We start from the raw sequence: 21,644 nt of genomic DNA, 5'->3' as shown, positions 1-21,644 counted from the left end.
CTGCTTGAGCGCATTGAACTCGTCCACAAACCTGCGCTGCCCATCCAGCGCCGCACTGGCGTAGCGCAGCGTGAACAGGCCCAGCTCGTTGGGCCGCATGCCGCGCGAGAGGCGGTCGAACAATCGCGCCTCCAGGATCTCCTCGATGTCCATGAGGATCTTGGTGGCCGCCGGCTGCGTGACATGCATCTGCTCGGCCGTGAGCCGCAGGTTGCGCGTGCGGCCCAGGATGTCCAAAAACTGCAAATGCCGAAAGCGCAGCCGCGCACAGGCCTGCGCCAAAGACAAGGGTTTACCCGGAAATTCGTCTGGACTCATAAGCGTTTGGAATGGATTGTCGCAAAACATTCAGTGGACCGGCCGGGGCGCGAAACCTAACCTTCGCCTTGCGTTCATGACGGCTGGCCCACAAAAAGCCGCAGGCGCCGAAGACCTCACCAATGGGGTCAGCCATTCCAACGGAGACAAGACACCATGCAATTCACTTCCCTCGCCAAATCCTTGGCATTCGGCGCCACGCTGCTGGCCGCCCTCACCACCCCCGTCGCCGCGCAAGTCAAAGAACACACCTTCAAGGTCGGCATCGGCCTGAGCGACGACCACCCGCAGGCCCAGGCCGTGCGCCACTTTGCCGAGCGCCTGCAGGCCAAGAGCGGCGGCAAGATGAACGCCAAGCTGTTTGCCAGCGGCGCGCTGGGCAACGACGTGAGCATGACCTCGGCCCTGCGCGGCGGCACGCTGGAGATGACGATTCCGGACTCGTCCACGCTGATGTCGCTGATCAAGCCCTTTGGCGTGCTGAACCTGCCGCTCACTTTCAACAACGAGGCAGAAGCCGATGCGGTGCTGGACGGCCCCTTCGGCCAGAAACTGCTGGCCATGCTGCCCGACAAGGGCCTGATCGGCCTGGGCTTTTGGGAGAACGGCTTCCGCCACGTGACCAACTCGCGCCGCCCCATCAACACGGCCGACGACTTGGCGGGCCTGAAGCTGCGCGTGATCCAGAGCCCCTTGTTCCTCGACACATTCAACGCGCTGGGCACCAACGCCACGCCCATGCCCTTCACCGAGCTGTACACCGCCATGGAACAAAAGGCCGTGGACGGCCAGGAGAACCCGCCCGCCACCATCCTGGCCAGCAAGTTCTATGAGGTGCAAAAGCACCTGGTGCTGTCGCGCCACATGTACAGCGCCTGGGTGCTGCTCATCTCCAAGAAGACCTGGGACAGCCTCTCGGCCGACGAGAAGAAGATCGTGCAGGAGGCCGCGCGCGAGGCCACGGTGTTCGAGCGCAAGACCATCCGCGCCTTCAGCGAAACCGCCCTGGGCGAGCTGAAGAAGGCCGGCATGCAGATCACCGAGCTGCCCGCCGCCGAGCAGGCCAAGCTGCGCACCAAGCTGCAGCCCGTGCTGGCCAAGTACGGCAAGGAGTTTGGCGAAGAGACCACCAGCGAGCTGATGGGCGAGCTGGCCAAGGCGCGGGGCGGCAAGTAACTTGCACGATTCCCGGGGCGCAGCGTACCGCTGCGCCCAGCCCTTCTTTTGCGACGCCCCGACCCCATGACAAAAACACCCCGCCGCCGCTTCCGCTCCCGCGAATGGTTTGCCGCGCCCGAGCGCTCGGACATGACCGCGCTGTACCTGGAGCGGTTCATGAACTACGGGCTGACGCCCGAAGAGTTGCGCTCGGGCCGGCCCATCATCGGCATCGCGCAGACGGGCAGTGACCTTTCGCCCTGCAACCGCATCCACCTGGACCTGGCGCGCCGCGTGCGCGACGGCATCCGCGATGCGGGCGGCATCCCGATGGAGTTCCCCGTCCACCCCATCTTTGAAAACTGCCGCCGCCCCACGGCTGCGCTGGACCGCAACCTGGCCTACCTGGGCCTTGTGGAGATCCTTTACGGCTACCCCATCGACGCCGTGGTGCTGACCACGGGCTGCGACAAGACCACGCCCGCGGGCGTCATGGCCGCGTCCACGGTGGACATCCCGGCCATCGTGCTCTCGGGTGGGCCGATGCTGGACGGCTGGCATGAAGGCCAACTCGTAGGCTCGGGCACCGTGATCTGGCGCAGCCGCCGCCAGCTGGCTGCGGGCGAGATCGACGAGGAAGAATTCTTGCAGCGCGCCTGCAACAGCGCCCCCTCCGCCGGGCACTGCAACACCATGGGCACGGCCTCGACCATGAACGCGGTGGCCGAGGCGCTGGGCTTGTCATTGCCCGGCTGTGCGGCCATCCCGGCACCGTACCGCGAGCGCGGGCAGATGGCGTACGAAACCGGGCGGCGCATTGTGGAGATGGCGTACGAAGACCTGCGCCCCTCGCGCATCCTGACGCGCGAGAGTTTCTTGAACGCGCTGTCGGTAGTGAGCGTGGCGGGCGGCAGCAGCAACGCGCAGGTGCACATCATGGCCATGGCGCGCCACGCGGGCGTGCAGCTCGATGCACAGGACTGGACCGACCACGCCTACGACCTGCCGCTGCTGCTGAACATGCAGCCTGCGGGGCAGTTCTTGGGCGAGCGCTTCTTCCGTGCCGGTGGCGTGCCCGCCCTGATGTGGGAGCTGCAGCAGGCGGGCAAGCTGCACGCTGACTGCGCCAGCGTGACGGGCAAGACGGTGGGCGAAAACCTGCAAGGCCGCGAGACCCATGACCGCGAGGTGATCCGCCCGTTCAGCAACCCGCTGATGCAGAAGGCCGGCTTCATGGTGCTCAGCGGCAACCTGTTCGACTTCGGGATCATGAAGACCTCGGTCATCTCCGAAGCCTTCCGCCAGCGCTACCTGAGCCGGCCGGGGCAGGAGGGCATCTTTGAAGCCCGTGCCGTGGTGTTCGAGGGTGCGGACGACTACCACGCGCGCATCAACGACCCGGCGCTCGACATCGACGAAGGCTGCATTCTGGTGATGCGCGGCGCAGGCCCCATCGGCTGGCCGGGCTCGGCCGAAGTGGTGAACATGCAGCCGCCCGATGCGCTGATCCGGCGCGGTATCAACACGCTGCCCACGCTGGGCGACGGGCGCCAGTCGGGCACGGCAGACAGCCCTTCCATCCTCAACGCATCGCCCGAGAGCGCCGTGGGCGGCGGGCTGAGTTGGCTGCAAAGTGGCGACACGATCCGCATCGACCTCAACACCGGACGCTGCGATGCGCTGGTGTCACCCGAAGAGATCGCGCGCCGACAGCGCGACCTGCCCGCCCCACCGGTGCCCGCAAGCCAGTCGCCCTGGGAGGCGCTGTACCGCGAAAAGACTGGGCAACTGGCCGACGGCGCCACGCTGGACTTTGCGCTGGCATTTCAGCGCATCTCCGAAAAGACGCCGCGCCACAACCACTGACAACCAACGGGCGGGCCACCGGCGCTCACCCGGTTTTTTCGAAGGACTCACCATGAACGATATGACGGCAGCGGCAGTTGCCGAACGGGCCCGTGCGCCCCAGGCAACATTCCAAGTGCTTCCCGACGACGGCTTGCAAGGCACGCTGGTGGGCAGGGTGTGGGTGCCCAGTGGTGCCGCCCCTGGCCCTGCGGTGGTGGCACTGCGGCCTGAAGGCGTGTTCGACCTGAGCGCGCACTACCCCACCGTGAGCACGCTGCTGGACACCCTGGCACCGGCCGAAGCTGCGCGCAGCGCCACCGGCCAGTACCTGTGCAGCGTGGAAGACCTGCTGGCCAACAGCCTGCCCGGCGCACGCGACACCACCCGTCCCTGGCTGCTGGCCCCGTGCGACCTGCAGGTGGTCAAGGCGGCAGGCGTGACCTTTGCCGCCAGCCTGATTGAGCGTGTGATTGAAGAACAAGCACGCGGCGACGCCACCCGCGCGCAGGGCCTGCGCAGCCAGGTCATCGGCCTCATCGGCGAGAACCTGGCGGACATCCGCCCCGGATCGCCCGAGGCCATGCGCCTGAAAGCGCTGCTGCAGGACAAAGGCCTGTGGTCGCAGTACCTGGAGGTGGGCATCGGCCCCGACGCCGAGGTGTTCACCAAGGCACCCGTGCTGGCCTCGGTGGGCTGCGGCGACGACATCGGCATCCGCTCCGACTCGGCCTGGAACAACCCCGAGCCCGAGGTGGTGCTGGCCGTGAACAGCCGGGGCCAGATCGTGGGCGCCACGCTGGGCAACGATGTGAACCTGCGCGACATCGAGGGCCGCAGCGCCCTGCTGCTGGGCAAGGCCAAGGACAACAACGCATCGTGCGCTTTAGGCCCCTTCATCCGCTTGTTCGACGCGAGCTTCGGGCTGGAACAGGTGCGCAAGGAAACCGTGCACCTGCGCGTGGCGGGCGCAGACGGCTTTGAGCTGCGCGGCATCAACACCATGGCCAGCATCAGCCGCGACCCTACGGACCTGGTGGCGCAGACGCTGGCCGCACACCAGTACCCGGACGGGTTCATGCTGTTCATGGGCACGCTGTTCGCGCCCATCGAAGACCGCGACCAGCCGGGCAGCGGCTTCACCCACCACCTGGGCGACCTGGTGTCCATCCAGAGCGCCTGGCTGGGTGGCCTGCACAACCGCGTGGCACACAGCGAGGCCGCGCCGCCCTGGCGTTTTGGCCTGCGCGCCTTCATGGCCAACCTGGCGCAGCGCGGGCTGCTGCAGGGCTCAACGCTCTGACGCCCCAAAGAAAAACAGGAGACAAAGATGCTGAATGCCTTCATCGACCGCTGCTGCCGCGCCATCAACCTGCTCATTGCCCTGGCGCTGGCCGTGATGGTGGTCATGGTGTTTGGCAACGTGGTGCTGCGCTACGCGTTCAACTCCGGCATTGCCGTCAGCGAGGAGGTCTCGCGCTGGCTGTTTGTGTGGATCACTTTTTTGGGCGCCATCGTGGCGGTGCGCGAGCGGGGCCACCTGGGCACGGACTTTCTGCTGGCGCGTCTGCCGCCGCTGGGCCAGCGCATCTGCCTCGCCATCAGCTACGCGCTGATGATCTGGTGCACCTGGCTGCTCTTCAGCGGCGCGCTGGCGCAGGCGCGCATCAACTGGGATGTGGATGCGCCGGTCACGGGCGCGTCCATGGCCATCTTCTATGCGTCGGGCGTGGTGTTTGCCGTGGCGTCCGGGCTGCTGCTGGCGCTGGACCTGTGGCGCATCGTGTCGGGCCAGATGCCGGACGGCGAGCTGGTTCGCATCGCCGAATCCGAGGAGCTGGCGGCCGTGGGCAGCCAAGTGCCCCACGAGGCTCCGGCGCCCATCATCGCATCGCGCAAGTGAACCCTGCACCGCAATGACCTGGAGAGCCCACCCATGACGGTATTCATCTTCCTCGGCTCCCTGCTGGCCGCCATGGCCATCGGCGTGCCGATTGCCTATGCGCTGCTGGTGTCCGGCGTCGCCCTCATGTGGCACCTGGACCTGTTTGACGCGCAGATCCTGGCGCAGAACGTGATCAACGGGGCCGACAGCTTTCCGCTGCTGGCCGTGCCCTTCTTCATGCTGGCGGGCGAGATCATGAACGTGGGTGGGCTGTCGCAGCGCATCGTGCGGCTGGCCCTGGTGCTGGTGGGCCACCGGCGCGGCGGGCTAGGGTTTGTGGCCATCCTGGCGGCCTGCCTTTTGGCGGCGCTTTCCGGCTCGGCCGTGGCGGACACCGCTGCATTGGCGGCCCTGCTGCTGCCCATGATGGTGAAAGCCGGGCACGACAAGGCGCGCGCGGGCGGGCTGATTGCCTCGGCTGGCATCATCGCGCCGGTCATTCCGCCCTCCATCGGCTTCGTGGTGTTTGGCGTGGCGGCCAATGTGTCGATCAGCAAGCTCTTTCTGGCGGGCATCGTTCCGGGTCTACTGATGGGCCTGGCCATTGCCGTCACCTGGTACTGGGTGTCTCAGCGCGAAAACGTCACGCCGCCGCCCAAGGCGTCCAGGGCCGAGAAGCTGCAGGCGCTCAAGGAATCGACCTGGGCGCTGTTCCTGCCGGTCATCGTGATCGTGGGCCTGAAGATGGGCGTCTTCACGCCCACCGAGGCTGCGGCGGTAGCTGCGGTGTATGCCCTGCTGGTGGCCACGCTGGTCTACCGTGAACTGCACTGGCGCCAGCTGGCCGAGGTGTTCACCAGCGCGGCCAAGACCACGGCGGTGATCATGTTCCTGGTGGCCGCCGCGATGGTCAGCGCCTGGCTTATCACCGTGGCCGACATCCCCCGCCAGCTGGTGGCCCTGCTCAAGCCGCTGATGGAACACCCCACGCTGCTGCTCATCGCCATCATGGTGCTGGTGATGGCCGTGGGCACCGCGATGGACATGACGCCCACCATCCTGATCCTGACCCCGGTGCTGATGCCGGTGGTAAAGGCCGCAGGCATCGACCCGGTCTACTTCGGCGTGCTGTTCATCATGAACAACGCCATCGGGCTGATCACCCCACCCGTGGGCACGGTGCTGAACGTGGTGGCAGGTGTGGGCAAGATGCGCATGGACGAAGTCACGCGCGGAGTGATCCCCTTCATGGCAGCGCAGTTCGCCATGATGTTCCTGATGGTGCTGTTTCCGTCGATCGTGCTGGTGCCGATGCGATGGTTCATCGGCTGACCCAGGTTTCAAGCATTTTTGGCCTGTAGCGCTTGTCCAACAAGCGCCACAAGCTATCAAAAAAATGAGCGGTGTCTACGGTGCACCAGCGCGCTCCTGCAAGGCACAGGGTCAGTTCGCCACCGTGAACCGCTTTTGCACATGGCGCGGCGTTTCCAGCTCGTCCACGATGGCCACGGCCAGGTCGGCCACGCTGATGCTGCCGGGCTGCTCGCCGTTCATCAGCGGGGACTCGTCGCCCAGGCGGTACTGGCCGGTGCGCTCGCCGGGTTGCAGCAGGATGGGGGGCGAGAGGAAGGTCCAGTCCAGCGTGTTTTCGGTGCGGATCCAGTTCAGCGCCTCTCGCGCGGCGAGAGCCCCCTGTTTCCATTCGGCCGGAAACTGGGGCGTGTCCACCAGCTGCACGCCGGGCGCCACAAACAGGCTGCCCGCACCGCCCACCATCAGGAAGCGGCGCACGCCCGCCTGCTTGGTGCCATCGATGATGGCGCGCGTGCCCTTCAGGAACTGGTCGTGGATGTCTGGCACCGTCCAGCCGGGGTTGTAGGCGCTCACCACCGCGTCATGGCCGGCGGCGGCGCGGGCCACCTGGGCGGCGTCCTGTGCATCGGCGGCCACCACCGTCAGGCCTTCACGCGGCGGCAGCTTGGCGGGGTTGCGGGCCAGCACGGTCACCTGGTGGCCACGCTGCAGCAGTTCGTTCAGCAGGGCGGAGCCAACAAAGCCGGTGGCGCCAATCAGTGCGATTTTCATGGAAGTTCCTTGAAAGGGTTGTTGCGACCAAGTGAGAATAGGAGCTTGTCAAAGCGGGCGGTAGAAGGCTAAAAATGCCTTCTCTTTGAAGCTCCACTTCACAATCACGCTCTTCCCTTCCCCATGGACGACCTCAAACGCATGGCCGTGCTGGCCGCCGTGGTGCAGCACGGCTCGATGAGCGGCGCCGCCCGCGCCCTGGGCATGAGCACTTCGGCCGTGAGCCAGCAGGTGCGCCAGCTGGAGCGCGATGGCGGCGTGACGTTGCTGCACCGCTCCACCCGCAAGCTGGCGCTGACGGAGGCGGGCCAACGCTTTCACGCGCGCTGCGCGGCGATGTGCGCCGCGGCGGAGCAGGCGCGGGCCGAACTCGCAGCCTCGCGCGAGGCGCCCAGCGGCGAACTGCGGCTGTCGGCCACCGTGGGCTTTGCGCGCCACATCGCGCCTGCGCTGGGCGATCTGCTGGCGGCGCACCCGGCGCTGCGCTTGCGGCTGCTGGTGGACGACGCCCCCATTGACCTCATCAACGCCCGGATCGATCTGGCCGTGCGCTACGGTCGCCTGCAGGACTCGACCTGGGCCGCGCGCAGGCTGTGCGGCATGCAGTGGTATCTGGCTGCGTCGCCGCAGTGGCTGGCGCAGCATGGTGCGCCACGCGACCCCGACGCGCTGCTCACCCACAGCTGGCTGGGCTTTGCGCGCGAGGGTGGTGGCCTGCTCGTGGACCTGCGCAGCCCCGCGGGCGAGCCGCGCGCATTGCGGGTGGAGCCACGCATTGCCAGCAACAACCAGTTGTCCATTCAGCAGATGTGCGAGGCCGGGCTGGGCGTGGCGCTGGTGGGCAGCATGGACGCGCACGAGGCGCTGCAGACCGGACGGCTGGTACGGCTGCTGCCTGACTGGTCGTTTGGCACGCTGGACATCTGGGCCGTGACACCGCAGCGCGACGCCCAGCCGGCCAAGGTGCGCCAGTCCATCGCAGCACTGCAGGCCTACCTGCGGCAGGTGCCCGGAATTTCGGACTGAGCTTTCGGGCCTGCGACCCACCCCATCGGCTTTTTATCGCCCGAAACGACAAATTCCATCGTTGTGCGGGCGGCGGGCTCTGCCTACATTCGCGGCTCCCTGGCCAGGGTTTGCTTGTTGTTTATCTACCCCCTAACCGGAGACCCGACGTGACGACCAACCCACCCCTGATTTTCCCCATCGACCGCGTGCTGGCCGCCTTCGAACAGCAGGACGTGCCCACGCTGCTGGCCACCATTGCCGATGATGTGGACTTCCGCATCGACCACTACCACGACGATGCCGACACCAGCTGGCAAATCGCCCGCAACAAGGCCGAGGCGATGGCCGTGGTGCAGCGCCTGGGCGCGGAGGTTTTCCCGCGCGGGACGAAAATCCTGCGCACCCACAGCCAGCCACTGGGCGATGACTGGGTGCTCACGCACTTCCACCAGCGATTCTTTTATGCGGTACAACAGCGCGAAGTGGAGTCCGTGACCTGGATCACCAGCCATTCGCGCGATGGCCAGGTGGACTACTTCCGGGAAACGGTCACCACCATCACCCCTGTCTGACCCCAGAACCAAGGAAGGCCCTGCCACCATGCTGTTTGACCTGCGCGCCCTGGGCTACTTCGTGGCCGCGTACGAAGAGCGCTCGGTCACGGCCGCCTCGCGCCGCTGCTTTGTGGCCCAGCCGTCCATCAGCATGGCCATCAAGGGGCTGGAGGATGCGCTCGAAACCACCCTGTTCGAGCGCAGCCGCCAGGGCCTGGCCCCCACGCCCGCCGCGCACCGGCTGTACCCGCGTGCCTGCAGCCTGCTGGCCCAGTCCAGCGCCATGGTGCGCGACTTTCGCGATGCACCGCGCGAAACGCTGGGCATCTTCCTGCAGGACGATCTGATGGTGTCCCAGGCCGCGCCGCTGTTTTCCCTAATCGCCCAGGAGCTGCCCCACACCATGGTGCGGCTCACCGCCAGCGCACCAGACGCCCGGCTGCGCATGGTGGCCGAGCACTGCAAGCCGCCGGGCGACACCTTTGTGCCGCTGTGGCACGAGCCCTATGTGATGCTGGTGCCCGAGCAGCACCCGCTGCGCTTCAAGAAACGCTTTGGCCTGGCGGACATCGAAAACCTGCCCCTCATCGAATGGCCGTATTGCCCGCTGCACCAATCCTTCATCCGCCTGCTGGCCGAGCGGGGCATTGCGCTGCAGGTGCAGGCCAGCGCCGCGCGCGAAGAACTGCTGCTGCACATGGTGGATGCAGGCATGGGGCTGGCCGTGGTGCCCCAGTCACACGCGGCCCACGCCCGCCGCGCCCTCACGCGGCCGCTGGACGGCCCGTTGGCCTTCTCGCGCCACATCGGCTTGGCCTGCGACGCGTCGGACGCGCCCATGCTCGGGCTGCTCCACCGGCTGGCTGACAGCGTAAAGGCAATCGCCGCTCAGCCCGAGCAGGCGCCACGCAGCAATGTGGTGTGACAGCGCCGCCACGCCGACTTGCTGCAGCGCAGTATTCGGGTATTGCCTGAAGATTTAGCGCACTGCACAAGCCGTTTGGGTCCTAGAATTTGTAAACGCGCGTTTCTTCTTTTTTGCGCAAAGGACACACCATGAAAGCAGTGCAGCAGGACATCGACGAGCGGACCAACCTCACCAGCACGAACAAGTTCGAGCTGCTGCTGTTTCGCCTGGGCACTGACAACGCCCTGGGCAAGTCCGAACTCTTCGGCATCAACGTGTTCAAGATCCGCGAGATCGTCGCGATGCCCAGCATCACCCCCATCGCGGGCACCATGCCCCACTCGCTGGGTGTGGTGAACCTGCGCGGGCAGGTCATTCCCGTGCTCGATCTCCCCTCCATCGTGGGATGCAAGCCCCAGACCGGCTTGAACATCATGCTGGTCACGGAATACGCCCGCACCACCCAGGCGTTCGCCGTCGAGTCGGTGGAAGATATCGTGCGGCTGGACTGGAAACAGGTGCTCTCGGCCGAGACCAGCGGCGCCAAGGGCAAGCTGGTGACCAGCATTGCCCGCCTGGACGGCAACACCGACGAATCGCGCCTGGCCCAGGTGCTGGACGTGGAAGCCATCCTGCAGATGGTGTCACCCTCGGACGGCCACGAGGTCACCGAAGAGAAAGTGGGCGCGAAGCTCAAGCTCAAACCCGGCACGATGATCCTGGCGGCTGACGATTCGTTCGTGGCGCGTTCGCTCATCGAGCAGGAGCTCAAAGTGCTGAACGCCCCCTACGAAATGGTGAAGTCCGGCAAGGAAGCCTGGGATCGCCTCAACGCCATCGCCAAAAGCGCCGAAGGCGAAGGCAAGACCGTGCTCGACCGCGTGGCCATGGTGCTGACCGACCTGGAAATGCCCGAAATGGACGGCTTCACGCTCACCCGCAACATCAAGCAGGACGCACGATTCCACGGCTTGCCGGTGGTGATCCACTCGTCCCTGTCGGGCTCCGCCAACGAAGACCACGTTCGCAGCGTGGGGGCTGACGGCTATGTGGCCAAGTTCGTGGCCGAAGACTTGGCCGAAACCATTCGCCGCGTCCTGCCTTAAGAACGTCTTTACGATCTTTTGCTTTGGCCCTATTGCGGGCATTGTTTGCGAGCGGGCCACCCCAAGCCCGCTGGCGCGAACGGCGCGATGTTTGCGCACAGCACCGCTGATGGCAAAAATGGACTCCAGCGCCCGTCCTTACAGCGCTGGAAGCTATCAATTTCATTGCAAAAAGCAGATTTCCAGCGGCCGCCGGCGCCGCTCGCGGGGTGCCGTCCTACCCCTCGCGGCGGTGCGCAAGTCAACCAAACCCACCTCCCGGGCGCTACATTGAAAGCGCTTGCAAAGCGCTGGCCCTGCGAAAGTTGTAACGCCCCGCCGGGGCGCTTTTCGGGGGCTTTACGTGCAGGGCGGAACGCCCACGCCCTGCCAAGGTCTGACCAGCATGACTACCTCCACCTTCGCCCGCATTGTTTCTGCCACGGTCCTGGGCGCCGCGGTGACCGGCTGCGCCACGGTGCAGGGAGACCCCTACTACGACCCTGGCTATCGGGTTTACAACCAGCCGGGCTACACCTACAACAGCCCTCCGGTGTATTCGAGCCCTCCGCCGGTCTACCCCGCGTATTCGGCTCCGCCTCCCGCCGTCATTTACTACGGCGGGCGTGACCGGGATGACCGCTGGGAACGCGACCGCCACCACAACGATTGGCGGGAACGCGAGCGCGACCGCGCGCGGGAACAGGCCGAGCGCGACCGCCAGGCCCGTGAGCGTGAACGCGACCGACGCGAGCAGCAGGCCCGCGAGGCCGACCGCCGCCAGCGCGACCGCGAACAGGCCATGCGCGAACAGGCCGAGCGGGACCGCCGCCAGCGCGAGGCACAGTCGGGGCGCATTCCGCCCGGCGCCTACGCCCCGCACCCCCACGACTGGCGCTCCCGCCAGCATTCCAACAGCAGTTTCGACAAACCCTGACGAGGCCCGCGGGCGCCTTGCCCGCGCTATTTTCCGCAGCCGACCACCATGGTTCCCTCCGCGCGCCCTCTGACAGCGATCCTCTGGCTTTGCGCTTTGTGCCTGGGCTCTGCGGCACAGGCCCAGGTGGTGCGGTGCACCGACGCACGCACCGGGAAGGTGACTTACACCGACGGAGCCTGCGCGAGCGATTCCGCCGCCCGCGAGGTGGAGGCCCGGAAGACGCCCGCCGAGATCCAGCTGGAGCGGGATCTGGCTGCCGAGGCACTGGAGCGCAAACAGCAGCGGCAGCAGGCCGAAGCCGCTGCCGCCGAGGCAGACGCCCGCCGCAACGCCGATCTGGACCGCGCGCGCGCAGCGCAGGCTGCCGCTGCGGCCCCGCAGCCGCACGACTACGCCCGCTCACCGGAGTGCGCGCGGTCGCGGCGCAACCTGGACATCGTGGCCGCTGGCGTGGCTCGCTCCACCTATGAGCAGGAGATGCGCCTGGAGGCCGCCCAGCGGCAGGTCGACATGGACTGCCTGGGCCCTGCGGGCTATGCGGAAGTCGAGAAGGCCCGAGCCCAACAGCCCCGCGTGGTGGTGGTGCCACCGGCTCCGCACCGTCCGTTGTACCCCCAACCCTACCCACGCCCGACACCACCAGCGCCTGCGCCGCATCTCACGCAATGCGGCGACTTCCGCTGCACGGACAACCTGGGCAACACCTACCCGCGAACGGGGCCCGGGCGATTCCCCGGCCCGGGCGGGGTCTGCCGTTCCAACGGTGGCCAGGCCCCCTGCTGAACGAGCGGTACTCCTTTTTTTGCCGCCGCTGCGGTGATCGGCGTGTCCCCAGCGGTTCCCAGGCCCACAACCTACTGCTTCACCGCTTTTCCACCCAGCCCCTCGGCCACCGAGGGGTACCGCAGGCGCACGCCCAACTCCCGCAGCATCCGCTGGTTGTCCAGCCGGCGAGATTCGCTCATGAAGCTCAGCACCATCAGCGACAGCTGCTGCTGTGCATCGCTGCGCGGCACCCGCGGCGGGCGGGGCAGGCCATACAGGTCGGCAGCGAGGTCGAAGTAATCGCCCATCTTGAGTTGGGTGCTGTCGCTCACGTTGTACGCCCGTTGCGGCCGCCCGCGCCAGAGGGCCGCCACGCAAGCCCGGGCCAGGTCGTCGGCGTGGATGTGGTTGGTAAAGACGTCGTCCTCGGGCGTCAGCACGGGCGTGCCCCGCCGCAGGCGCGCCTCGGGTGTGCCGCCCTCGCGGTCGGGGGCGTAGATGCCGGGAATGCGCAGCACGCTCACGCGCACCCCTGCGCGGCCCAGGTGGCGCACGGCCCGCTCGGCATTGACGCGGCGCTGGGCGCGCGGCGTGCCCGGCGCCACAGCGCGCGTCTCCGGCACCAGCGCGCCCTGGCAATCGCCATAGACGCCACTGGTGGATGCATACGCGAGGGATGCAGGCAAGGTCCGCAGGCGCAGCGCCCGCGCCAGGTCCACCGTGCGCGGGTCCAGCCACCAGTCCCGCCCACCGGCACCTTCGCCGGGAGGCGGTGCCAGGTGCAGCACGCGGGTGGCCAGCCCTGCCAGCCGGCGCAGCGACGGGGCATCGTCCAGGTTGCCCACGAGGGGCCGCGCACCCAGGGCACGCAGCCCGGCAACCCGTGCGGGGCTGGAGGTGAGCGCCAGCACCTGCATGCGCGCCGCGCCCGTTCCGCAGCGCAGATCGCGCAGCACCCGTTGACCTACGTCACCACAGCCCACGATCAGCAGGCGTTCACGGCGAAAGCGCGCAGGCAGCGCGCCAAGTGGGCTTTGTATTGAAGGCAAAATCGTGTCCATTTGCCCGGCACCTGCCGGGCTGTTGCTTTGACCGAAGACGACTCCAAGGATACCCACACATGACCAGCGCAGAGGCTGCCACCACCGCAGCGTTCCAGATCAGCGTGCAGCCCAGCGGGCGCGCTTTCAGTGCCAACGCGGGCGAGACCATCCTGGCAGCCGCCATCCGCAGCGGCGTGGGTCTGCCCTATGGTTGCAAGGACGGCGCCTGCGGCTCGTGCAAGTGCAAGAAACTCAGCGGTGCCGTGCACCACGGCGACCACCAGTCCAAGGCGCTGACGGCCGACGAGGAAGCCGCTGGCCTCGTGCTGACCTGCTGCGCCCAGCCGCTGACCGACGTGGTGCTCGAGTCCCGCCAGGTGACGGACGAAAGCGCCTACCCGGTCAAGAAGATGCCGGTGCGCGTCGCCGCCCTCGAAAAGAAATCCCACGATGTGATGCAGGTGCGCCTGCAGTTGCCCGCAGCCGACACCTTCCGCTACCACGCCGGCCAGTACATCGAGTTCATCCTGCGGGATGGCGCCCGGCGGGCCTATTCAATGGCCAATGCGCCCCACACGCAGGCCGAGGCGCCGGGCGTGGAGCTGCACATCCGCCACATGCCGGGCGGCAAGTTCACCGACCATGTGTTCGGCGCCATGAAGGAAAAGGAAATCCTGCGGGTGGAAGGGCCGTTTGGCAGCTTCTTCCTGCGCGAGGACTCCGACAAGCCCATTGTGCTGCTGGCCTCGGGCACGGGGTTTGCCCCCATCAAGGCATTGATCGAGCACATGCAGTTCAAGGGCATCACGCGCCCGACCACGCTGTATTGGGGCGGCCGCCGGCCCGGCGACCTGTACCTGCACGACTGGGTTCTGGCGCGTGCCGCCGAGCTGCCACACCTGACCTATGTCCCGGTGGTGTCCGACGCCCTGCCCGAAGATGGCTGGACGGGCCGCACGGGCTTTGTGCACCAGGCCGTGATGGACGACTTCGCCGACCTCTCGGGCCACCAGGTGTATGCCTGCGGCGCACCCATCGTGGTGGACTCGGCACGTGCCGATTACACCGCGCACCGTGGCCTGCCACCGGAGGAGTTCTTCGCGGACTCGTTCACCTCCGAAGCCGATAAGCATGGAACACCCCCCTGAGGCCCTGCGGGCCTTCCCCCCGCTCTCGCCTCGCTGCGCGATGCGCGCAGGGGGACGCCGCCAGCGCGGCGGGGCGGCCCTTGCGCGGCGGCTCTGGCTTGGTTCGCGCCAGTTTCGTCGGCTGCGGATGACGCGCAGCGCCTCGGAAAACTGAGATGACCCGACTGCGCCAGGCCCTGCGGGGCGCGGGTCCGATGGCGGCGGTGCTGGGCTTGGCCGTGCTGCTGGTGGTGGGTGCAGGTGAATGGGCCACCCGCAGCGAGCTCGACAACCAGTGGGACAACCTGCGCCGCTCGGGCGAAGTGCAGGCCCTGGCGCTGCGGGGCGTGGCCACGCGCTACAGCTACCTGCCTTTCACCGCAGCCCAGCAGCCGCTCATCGCCGAATTGCTGCACCACCCCGACGCACTGTCCCTGAAGGGCGATGCCAATGCGTACCTGCAGGCCATCAACGCCAATGCTGGCTCGGACACTCTCTATGTGATGAACACCGACGGGCTCACCGTGGCCTCCAGCAACTGGGACACGCCCACCAGCTTCGTCGGCCAGAACTATCGCAACCGCCCATACTTCCGTGACGCGCTCCAGGGGCAACCGGGGCGCTTCTACGGCGTGGGCAAGACCACCGGGGAACCGGGCTTGTTCGCATCGGCGCCGGTGGTGGAAAACGGCCGGGTGATCGGCGTGGTGGCCGTCAAGGTGGCAATGCAGCCCATCGTGGACACATGGGCCCAGCTGCGCGATCCGGTCTTCGTGACCGACGACCGGGGCATTGTCTTTCTGGGTTCGGTCGCCCCCTGGCTGTACAAGACCACCCGGCCTGTGCCGGAGCAGCAGGTGCAGCAGGTCCAGTTCGATGAACAGTATGGCGCGCGATGGACTCCCGAACCCGTGCCGTGGCAGACGCGCCAGGCCGACGGCCAGCCGGGCAGCGAACTCTTGCTGCCGGGCCAGGGCAAGCGCTATCTCGCGTTTGAGGAGCACCTGCCCGATCTGGGCTGGACCCTCACGCTCACCGCCGATAGCCGCGCCATCGCCCTGGCGCGGCAACAGGCCTGGGCCCTGGCGGCACTGGCCTCGGGCCTGCTGGTGCTGGGTGCGCTGTACTGGCAGTTGCGCGAACGCAGGCTGGCCGAGAACCGACAGGCCCGCGTGCAACTGGAACTGCGCGTGCAGGAGCGCACGCAGGAGCTTCAGCAGGCGCAAGCGTTCCGGCAATCGATGGAAGATTCGCTGCTGGTGGGCATGCGCGCCCGCGACCTGGAAGGCCGCATCGTCTACGTGAACGCCGCCATGTGCGAGATGGTGGGCTACTCTGCCGCCGAACTCATCGGCAGCCTGCCACCCTACCCCTATTGGCACCCCGACGACCTCGCGCGGCACTGGAGTGACGTGGACACCGCCCAGGCCGGCCAGGTCTCCCCCCAAGGCCGCGAAAACCGGCTGCGGCATCGGGACGGCCATGATGTGTACACCATGTTTTACACGGCCCGGCTCATCGACGGCGAGGGGCGCCATGTGGGCTGGATGAGCTCCGTGGTGGACATCACGGCCCAAAAACGCGCCGAAGAGCAGCAGCAGCAACGCGAAGTCCAGCTGCAGCGCGTGCAGCGCGTGATCACCGTGGGCGAAATGGCGTCCACGCTGGCCCACGAGCTCAATCAGCCGCTCGCAGCGCTGGTCAACTATGCCGCGGCCGCGCGCTCGCTGGCCGCGCAGGGGCGAACCGAACTGCTGGGCGAGACGCTTTCGGCCCTGTCCAGCCAGGCGCTGCGCGCGGCGGACATCGTGGGGCGCATCCGACGCTGGGTGCGCCAACAGCCCCAAGTGCGCGAACCCTGCGACTTGAACGCCGCCGTGGACCAGTCCCTCGCCCTGCTGCTGCGCGCCGAGGCCCGGCGCCACGGCATCGCAGTGCGGCTGGACCTGGCCCATGGGCCCTTGCCGGTGAGCGCCGACCGTGTGCTGCTGGAGCAGGTGGTGCTGAACCTGGGCCTCAACGCCCTGCAGGCCATGCAAGGCATGCATGCGATGCAAGCCAAGCCGCCCGCGGCCAGCGGCACAGAAGCCCCCTCTCCCGAGTTGCTGCTCCGCACGGCCGCCGACGCCCGATTCGCTACGCTGCAGGTGCTCGACCGTGGCCCCGGCCTGCCTCCCGAGATCGCCGATCGCCTGTTCGAGCCTTTTTTCACCACCCGCGCCGACGGCCTGGGCCTGGGGTTGAACATCTGCCGCTCCATCGTGGAAAGCATGGGCGGCGAACTGCTGGCCCGCAACCGCGATGACGGCGGCCCCGGTGCGGTGTTTGAGATCCGCCTGCCGCGCCTACCTGACTTGTTGCCATGACGACCAGCTCCCCTGCTCCCGACTTTCGCACCGCCTTCGCTCCGACGCTGCCGCTGACCGTGTACATCGTCGACGACGACGAGGGCGTGCGCCATTCGCTGGCGGCGCTGCTGCTGGCCAACGGCCACACGGCGCGCGCCTATGCCTGTGGCGCCGATTTTCTGGCCCGCGCCGACCTGGCCGAACCGGGCTGCGTGCTGCTGGACCTGCGCATGGAAGGCATGAGCGGGCTGCAGGTGTTCGAGGCGCTGCAGGGCCGTGGCTCCGTGCTCAAGACCGTCTTTCTGTCGGCACACGGCGAACTCGCCTCGGCGGTCGCGGCCGTCAAGCAAGGCGCGGTCGACTGGCTTGAAAAACCCTGCGATGAACCCACCCTGCTCGCCGCGGTGACCAAAGCCGCCGAGCTGTCGCGAGACCTGGCCGAGCGCACCCAGCGGCGCAACGGCTTGCTGGAACGCTGGAACACCCTGAGCCCCCGCCAGCAGGAAGTCGCCCTGCTGCTGGCCACGGGCATCAGCAGCAAGGAAGCCGCCCGTGCATTGGCGCAACGCGACCCCGAGCGCCCCATCGACCCCCGCACGGTGGACACGCACCGCTCGGCCATCTTCCTGAAGCTCGACATCCGTTCGTCGCACGAACTGGGCATGCTGGTGGAGGATCTAGGGCTCTCGGACGGTGCGCTCCGCGCGCCGTGATCCCACGGGCGAACGCCTCCCGGGCTTCGCGCCACACCGCATTCGCCCGCACGCACTGGTCTTTCGACCCTCGATGCGTATCGAGGGGTTTTCGTAAGTAGTCTTACTGTTTTTCTGCACAATGTCGCCCATGAACCGTCGAAACATCCTCCTCGCCAGCGCCGTTGCCACCGCAGCGGCCACCTTCTCCTTCCCAGCGCTTGCGCAGGACGCCGGGCAGCCCATCCGCCTGATCGTGCCTTATGCACCCGGCGGCCCCATCGACGTGACGGCCCGCGCACTGGCCGAGCGCGTGCGCGACTCGCTGGGCACCGTGATCATTGAAAACAAGGGTGGTGCGGGCGGCAACATTGGCGCCGACGCCATCGCCAAGGCCGCGCCGGATGGGCTGACCATCGGCATCGCCGCCACCGCCACGCACGCCGTGAACCCCTGGCTGTACGCCAAGATGCCCTACGACGCGGGCAAGGACTTCGCGGGCATCACACAGATGGTGCGCGTGCCCAACGTGCTGGTGATCAACGCCACCAAAGCCGAGCAGCTCAAGATCAACACCCTGGCCGACCTGATCGCCTACGCCAAGGCCAACCCTGCCAAGCTCAACTACGGCAGCGGGGGCAACGGCAGCGCCGGCCACCTGGCAGGCGAGATGTTCAAGCAAAAGGCCGGCATCTTCGCGCTGCACATCCCGTACCGCGGCGCCAACCCCGCGCAGCTGGCGCTGCTGGCCGGCGAAGTGGACTTCAACATCGACAACCTGGCCGCCGCCGCGCCCAACATCCGCGCCGGCAAGCTCAAGGCCCTGGCCGTGACCTCGCTGGAAGCATCGGCCGCGCTGCCCGGCGTGCCACCGCTGTCGGCTACCTTCAAAGGTTTCTCCATCGACACCTGGTGGGGCCTGGTGGCCCCTGCGGCCACGCCCAAGCCTGTGATCGAGAAGCTGAACAAGGCCTTCGTCGCCGCCCTCAACGCGCCCGAAACCAAGACCCGCTTCGCGGCCCTGCTGGCCGAACCCGTGCCCACCACACCGCAGCAGTTCGACAGCTTCATGGCCGCAGAGCGCGCGAAGTACCAGCAGGTCGTCAAGGCCTCGGGCGCGAAGGTGGATTGAGAATTTCGGCTTAAATCTGCCCCCAGCGCTTTACGCAAATGCGCTAGCCGCTATCTTTTAGATAGCATATTGTTGGGCGGATGTCGGGCCGCTGCATCGGCGGCCCCCATCGCCGCCCGCTTCTTGCACACTGGCTTTGCGCCGGGGCCGCAGGCTATTCTTGCGCGACAAGCCATGCGCCGTCCTGCCCGGGCGTTGTCCACAAGGTGCGGCGGCAATAGCGGCGCAGCAGGTCGATCACCGTGTCGACCTGGTCGAGGGGCAGTTGCAGGTGCAAGGCGCCGCCTCCAGGTCCCTGGGTGAGCAAGTTCAGGGTGTACGCACCGTTGTATTCGTAGTAGTGCAACTGCGCGACTTCGGACCCGCAGTCCAGCAGCGGCGCATGGCACATGGCGATGCCGTACAGGTTGCCTGCTTCGGAGAAGCGCATGGATGCGAGCTCCGCCTCCAGCGCATCGACGATGCGCATGTACTCGGGGAGATAGCTGTGCCAGAGCCGCTGGCTCCACTTCTCGCGGATTTCGGCATAGCCCAGCGTGGCTTTCGGTTCGCCGTCGTACTCGCCTCTCAGATCCACCCCCCGCAGGCGCTGCGCCAGTTCCAGTGGCGATTCGCCATAGCGACTGGGCAGTGCCGGAGCGCCGAGCAACTCATAGGCAATCATGCAGCGGTCCATGTCGGCCTCAGACTTGAGCAGCGCGGTCAGCAGGCTTTCGCCGTCGCGGGTGTAGCCCGCCTTCAACTGCCAGGGCAGGCTCTCGCCTGCTGAAATCAGGTCGCTCTCGGACGCGCCCTCCACCACGAACTGCACCAGCGCTTCGACGCTGTCGAAGGTGCGCGTCTTCTTCTGAATCTGCGCAATCACCTTGTGCGGCAAGTAGACCTCGGTGGCCCAGTCGCTGCCCACGCTCAGGTAGCTGCCGCTGAGGCGCTTCTTGCAGAACTTGCGCAGTTGTTCATAAAAGCCGTCGGCCACCCAGCGGCCTTCCTGCGTGAATTGGAAGCGAATGGCCTTCCCGGCATGCAGGAACTCCAGCGCCACCTTGCCGCCGACGCTCCCTTCGGCGTGCGGGCTCTCGGGGGCGAACTCTCCCTGGGTGGCCTGTGCGAATTCCTGGAGCACCCCCACGTAGTCGCCCGCCTCGGCGATGCACTTGGGGTCAAATTCGCAGATCCGCTCAGGCACCATGTGTTGAAGGATCTGGCCCAGGTGGGAGCCATCCCAGCCTTTGGGCAAGGGCTGGAAGGAGATGCCTGCTTTCTTGAGGATTGCGGCAACCGTTTGGGACGTTTTAGTCATCGAAATCAGTCTCTCTGACACTCTAAAAAGGAAAGCGCTTTGGGCTACTTTTTGTGTAGCGCTTCGTCTGTGGTCCAGGTGATTGCCAGCGGCGCGAGCCGTGCCCTGCTGCCTGCCGGCGAAAGGTCGCCCGTGTCGCGGTAGTAGGCCAGGTAGGCGGGCAAGAAGGCCTGCTCGAACGCGGTGGGCGCGCTGGCAGTGGCGATGTCGATAGAGAAGCACCCGTCGAACTTGCGGTCCGGCACTTCATCGCCCTGTTGGTAAGCGCCCTCGCAGGTGTCGCCCAACAACCGGCCCAGTTCCAGCGCAGCGCAGCGGATCGCGCGGTTCGGGCAAGAGTCCTCGATGCGCAGGCGGTAGCCGTGTTTGCCCTTGGCGGCCGAGCGAGTCTGGCTGACTTCGACGACCGGGCTCGCATCCGTCTGGAGCAAAGCGGGGCTCAGCACATCGCCGGGGCGCCACAGCACCACTGCGTTGTCCGCCAGCAGCGTCTTGCGCTTGAGTTGCAGGTAGTTCTGCCCGGCCAGGAAACCTCCCTGGAACGCGATCGCCCAGGTGTCGGACCAATGCAGCTCCTGCACGGCAGTGCTGGCGCCTTCGAGCGGTAGGGCGATCAGGGTCTGGCGGTCCCGGTCATGGTCGATCGCCGCGTAGACGCGCTGCGCGTCGTGCCACAGCAGCAGCTTGGCCCGCTCCACGTCCAGGGGCTCGGCGAAGCGGTGCAGCGTCTGCGACGGCTGGTCCTGGCCTTCCGGCGCCAGCCGGTGCATGCCCTCGGCATCCACCCACAGGTTGCTGCCATCCGGCAATGCGCAGACCCCCAGGATCGCGCCCACCACGGGCAGGACGCCGCAGGCTTGCAGGCTGTGCAGGTCGAAGAGCTGGTACGTGGAAGGGTCGTTGCCCGTGCGCAGAAAAGCCAGTGCGTCCGTGAAGTGCGCGAACTCCTGGCGCCCCGCCCCGTGCCTCTGCAAGGTATAGCGAGCGAGGAACTCGCCATCCGGGCGATAGATCTCCGTGTATTCGCTTTGGGGATAGGTATAGGTGTCGGTCAGCACAATGGCGGCACGGCCGAAGTGCATGGGGCCCAGTCGTTGGGGTAGCGACGCTAGGCGATCGCCGTCCCAGTCGTGGACGATGAGGATGCGCTCGTTGCGCGGGGACGCCACGCCATACGCGTCCGAGCCCCCCGTCAGCACGTCGTGGAGGTGCCATTCCTTGTCACCGTGCCGCACGATGGTCAGCGGGCCGTCGGCGTAGTGCACGCGGGCCGTAACGCCCGGCGCGCTGAAGCGCAGGAACGTTGGCTCCGGGGGCACCAGCCGGGCCTGGCCATTACAGATCAGCGCCGCCGATTCTTGGGTGCCAATGAACAACGCGTCTCCGCGCTGCTCGAAAGTGAAGTTGCCGACGATGTTGATCAGCATGGTTTTCCTGGGGGTAACGTCGCTC

Annotated in this window: 20 protein-coding genes; 15 read left to right on the top strand and 5 right to left on the bottom strand. The window is 67.1% G+C overall.

Features of this window, described 5'->3' with window-relative positions:
* The coding region (locus MRY84_RS13905) for a LysR family transcriptional regulator (protein WP_291506306.1) at window positions 1-318 on the bottom strand (318 nt) is incomplete at its 3' end.
* Window positions 319-474: 156 nt separating this feature from the next.
* Between MRY84_RS13905 and MRY84_RS13900 the strand changes: the two genes are divergently transcribed.
* The 5 genes from MRY84_RS13900 (at window position 475) to MRY84_RS13880 (ending at window position 6,538) form a co-directional block, all read left to right on the top strand.
* The gene (locus tag MRY84_RS13900) at window positions 475-1,494 is read left to right on the top strand and encodes a TRAP transporter substrate-binding protein (protein ID WP_291506305.1); all 1,020 of its coding nucleotides are present in this window, start codon (window positions 475-477) and stop codon (window positions 1,492-1,494) included.
* Between the two features lie 66 nt (window positions 1,495-1,560).
* A complete protein-coding gene (locus MRY84_RS13895; RefSeq protein WP_291506304.1) occupies window positions 1,561-3,342 on the top strand; it encodes an IlvD/Edd family dehydratase in 1,782 nt (593 codons plus the stop codon).
* 52 nt (window positions 3,343-3,394) lie between these two features.
* Window positions 3,395-4,624, top strand: a complete 1,230-nt coding sequence (locus tag MRY84_RS13890; RefSeq protein ID WP_291506303.1) for a fumarylacetoacetate hydrolase family protein — start codon at window positions 3,395-3,397, stop codon at window positions 4,622-4,624.
* Between the two features lie 27 nt (window positions 4,625-4,651).
* On the top strand, window positions 4,652-5,224 hold the full coding sequence (locus tag MRY84_RS13885; RefSeq protein ID WP_291506302.1) for a TRAP transporter small permease: 573 nt from the start codon (window positions 4,652-4,654) through the stop codon (window positions 5,222-5,224).
* 33 nt (window positions 5,225-5,257) lie between these two features.
* A complete protein-coding gene (locus tag MRY84_RS13880) occupies window positions 5,258-6,538 on the top strand; it encodes a TRAP transporter large permease subunit (protein ID WP_252660826.1) in 1,281 nt (426 codons plus the stop codon).
* A 111-nt stretch (window positions 6,539-6,649) separates the two neighbouring features.
* Here the strand turns inward: MRY84_RS13880 and MRY84_RS13875 are convergent, their stop codons facing one another.
* Entirely contained in the window at window positions 6,650-7,291 is a 642-nt protein-coding gene (locus MRY84_RS13875) for an NAD(P)-dependent oxidoreductase (RefSeq protein ID WP_291506301.1), read from the bottom strand.
* 123 nt (window positions 7,292-7,414) lie between these two features.
* On the opposite strand from MRY84_RS13875, the gene MRY84_RS13870 reads away from it, so the two are divergent.
* From MRY84_RS13870 to MRY84_RS13845, 6 genes are all read left to right on the top strand, one after another.
* Window positions 7,415-8,317: a LysR family transcriptional regulator gene (locus MRY84_RS13870; RefSeq protein WP_291506300.1), complete on the top strand. Its 903-nt coding sequence runs from the start codon at window positions 7,415-7,417 to the stop codon at window positions 8,315-8,317.
* 149 nt (window positions 8,318-8,466) lie between these two features.
* On the top strand, window positions 8,467-8,871 hold the full coding sequence (locus MRY84_RS13865) for a hypothetical protein (RefSeq protein ID WP_291506299.1): 405 nt from the start codon (window positions 8,467-8,469) through the stop codon (window positions 8,869-8,871).
* Between the two features lie 28 nt (window positions 8,872-8,899).
* Window positions 8,900-9,778, top strand: a complete 879-nt coding sequence (locus tag MRY84_RS13860) for a LysR family transcriptional regulator (RefSeq protein WP_291506298.1) — start codon at window positions 8,900-8,902, stop codon at window positions 9,776-9,778.
* 131 nt (window positions 9,779-9,909) lie between these two features.
* The gene (locus MRY84_RS13855; RefSeq protein WP_291506297.1) at window positions 9,910-10,866 is read left to right on the top strand and encodes a chemotaxis protein; all 957 of its coding nucleotides are present in this window, start codon (window positions 9,910-9,912) and stop codon (window positions 10,864-10,866) included.
* A 385-nt stretch (window positions 10,867-11,251) separates the two neighbouring features.
* Window positions 11,252-11,782: a hypothetical protein gene (locus MRY84_RS13850; protein WP_291506296.1), complete on the top strand. Its 531-nt coding sequence runs from the start codon at window positions 11,252-11,254 to the stop codon at window positions 11,780-11,782.
* Window positions 11,783-11,830: 48 nt separating this feature from the next.
* A complete protein-coding gene (locus tag MRY84_RS13845) occupies window positions 11,831-12,568 on the top strand; it encodes a DUF4124 domain-containing protein (RefSeq protein ID WP_291506295.1) in 738 nt (245 codons plus the stop codon).
* A gap of 71 nt (window positions 12,569-12,639) precedes the next feature.
* On the opposite strand, the gene MRY84_RS13840 is transcribed toward MRY84_RS13845, so the two are convergent.
* Complete coding sequence (locus MRY84_RS13840) at window positions 12,640-13,599, bottom strand: NAD-dependent epimerase/dehydratase family protein (RefSeq protein WP_291506308.1); 960 nt, start codon at window positions 13,597-13,599, stop codon at window positions 12,640-12,642.
* Between the two features lie 71 nt (window positions 13,600-13,670).
* On the opposite strand from MRY84_RS13840, the gene MRY84_RS13835 reads away from it, so the two are divergent.
* The 4 genes from MRY84_RS13835 to MRY84_RS13820 all read left to right on the top strand — a co-directional run bounded on the left by MRY84_RS13835 (window position 13,671) and on the right by MRY84_RS13820 (window position 18,892).
* On the top strand, window positions 13,671-14,741 hold the full coding sequence (locus tag MRY84_RS13835) for a CDP-6-deoxy-delta-3,4-glucoseen reductase (protein WP_291506294.1): 1,071 nt from the start codon (window positions 13,671-13,673) through the stop codon (window positions 14,739-14,741).
* Between the two features lie 155 nt (window positions 14,742-14,896).
* The gene (locus tag MRY84_RS13830; protein WP_291506293.1) at window positions 14,897-17,086 is read left to right on the top strand and encodes a PAS domain S-box protein; all 2,190 of its coding nucleotides are present in this window, start codon (window positions 14,897-14,899) and stop codon (window positions 17,084-17,086) included.
* Entirely contained in the window at window positions 17,083-17,781 is a 699-nt protein-coding gene (locus MRY84_RS13825; protein ID WP_291506292.1) for a response regulator, read from the top strand. The genes MRY84_RS13830 and MRY84_RS13825 overlap by 4 nt, the downstream gene beginning before the upstream one ends.
* A 130-nt stretch (window positions 17,782-17,911) precedes the next feature.
* Window positions 17,912-18,892 carry a tripartite tricarboxylate transporter substrate binding protein gene (locus MRY84_RS13820; RefSeq protein ID WP_291506291.1) on the top strand — a complete coding sequence of 327 codons (981 nt, stop codon included), beginning with the start codon at window positions 17,912-17,914 and terminating at the stop codon, window positions 18,890-18,892.
* A 154-nt stretch (window positions 18,893-19,046) separates the two neighbouring features.
* Here the strand turns inward: MRY84_RS13820 and MRY84_RS13815 are convergent, their stop codons facing one another.
* Together MRY84_RS13815 and MRY84_RS13810 are read right to left on the bottom strand one after the other, a co-directional pair.
* Complete coding sequence (locus MRY84_RS13815; protein ID WP_291506290.1) at window positions 19,047-20,192, bottom strand: hypothetical protein; 1,146 nt, start codon at window positions 20,190-20,192, stop codon at window positions 19,047-19,049.
* Window positions 20,193-20,236: 44 nt separating this feature from the next.
* Window positions 20,237-21,619 carry a hypothetical protein gene (locus MRY84_RS13810; RefSeq protein WP_291506289.1) on the bottom strand — a complete coding sequence of 461 codons (1,383 nt, stop codon included), beginning with the start codon at window positions 21,617-21,619 and terminating at the stop codon, window positions 20,237-20,239.
* Between the last annotated feature and the right edge of the window lie 25 nt (window positions 21,620-21,644).

The organism is Acidovorax sp. (genome assembly GCF_022763525.1).
Taxonomy (GTDB): Bacteria; Pseudomonadota; Gammaproteobacteria; order Burkholderiales; family Burkholderiaceae_C; genus Acidovorax.
Note: the sequence above shows the minus strand (reverse complement) of the source record. Positions and strands in the feature narration are given on the sequence as shown.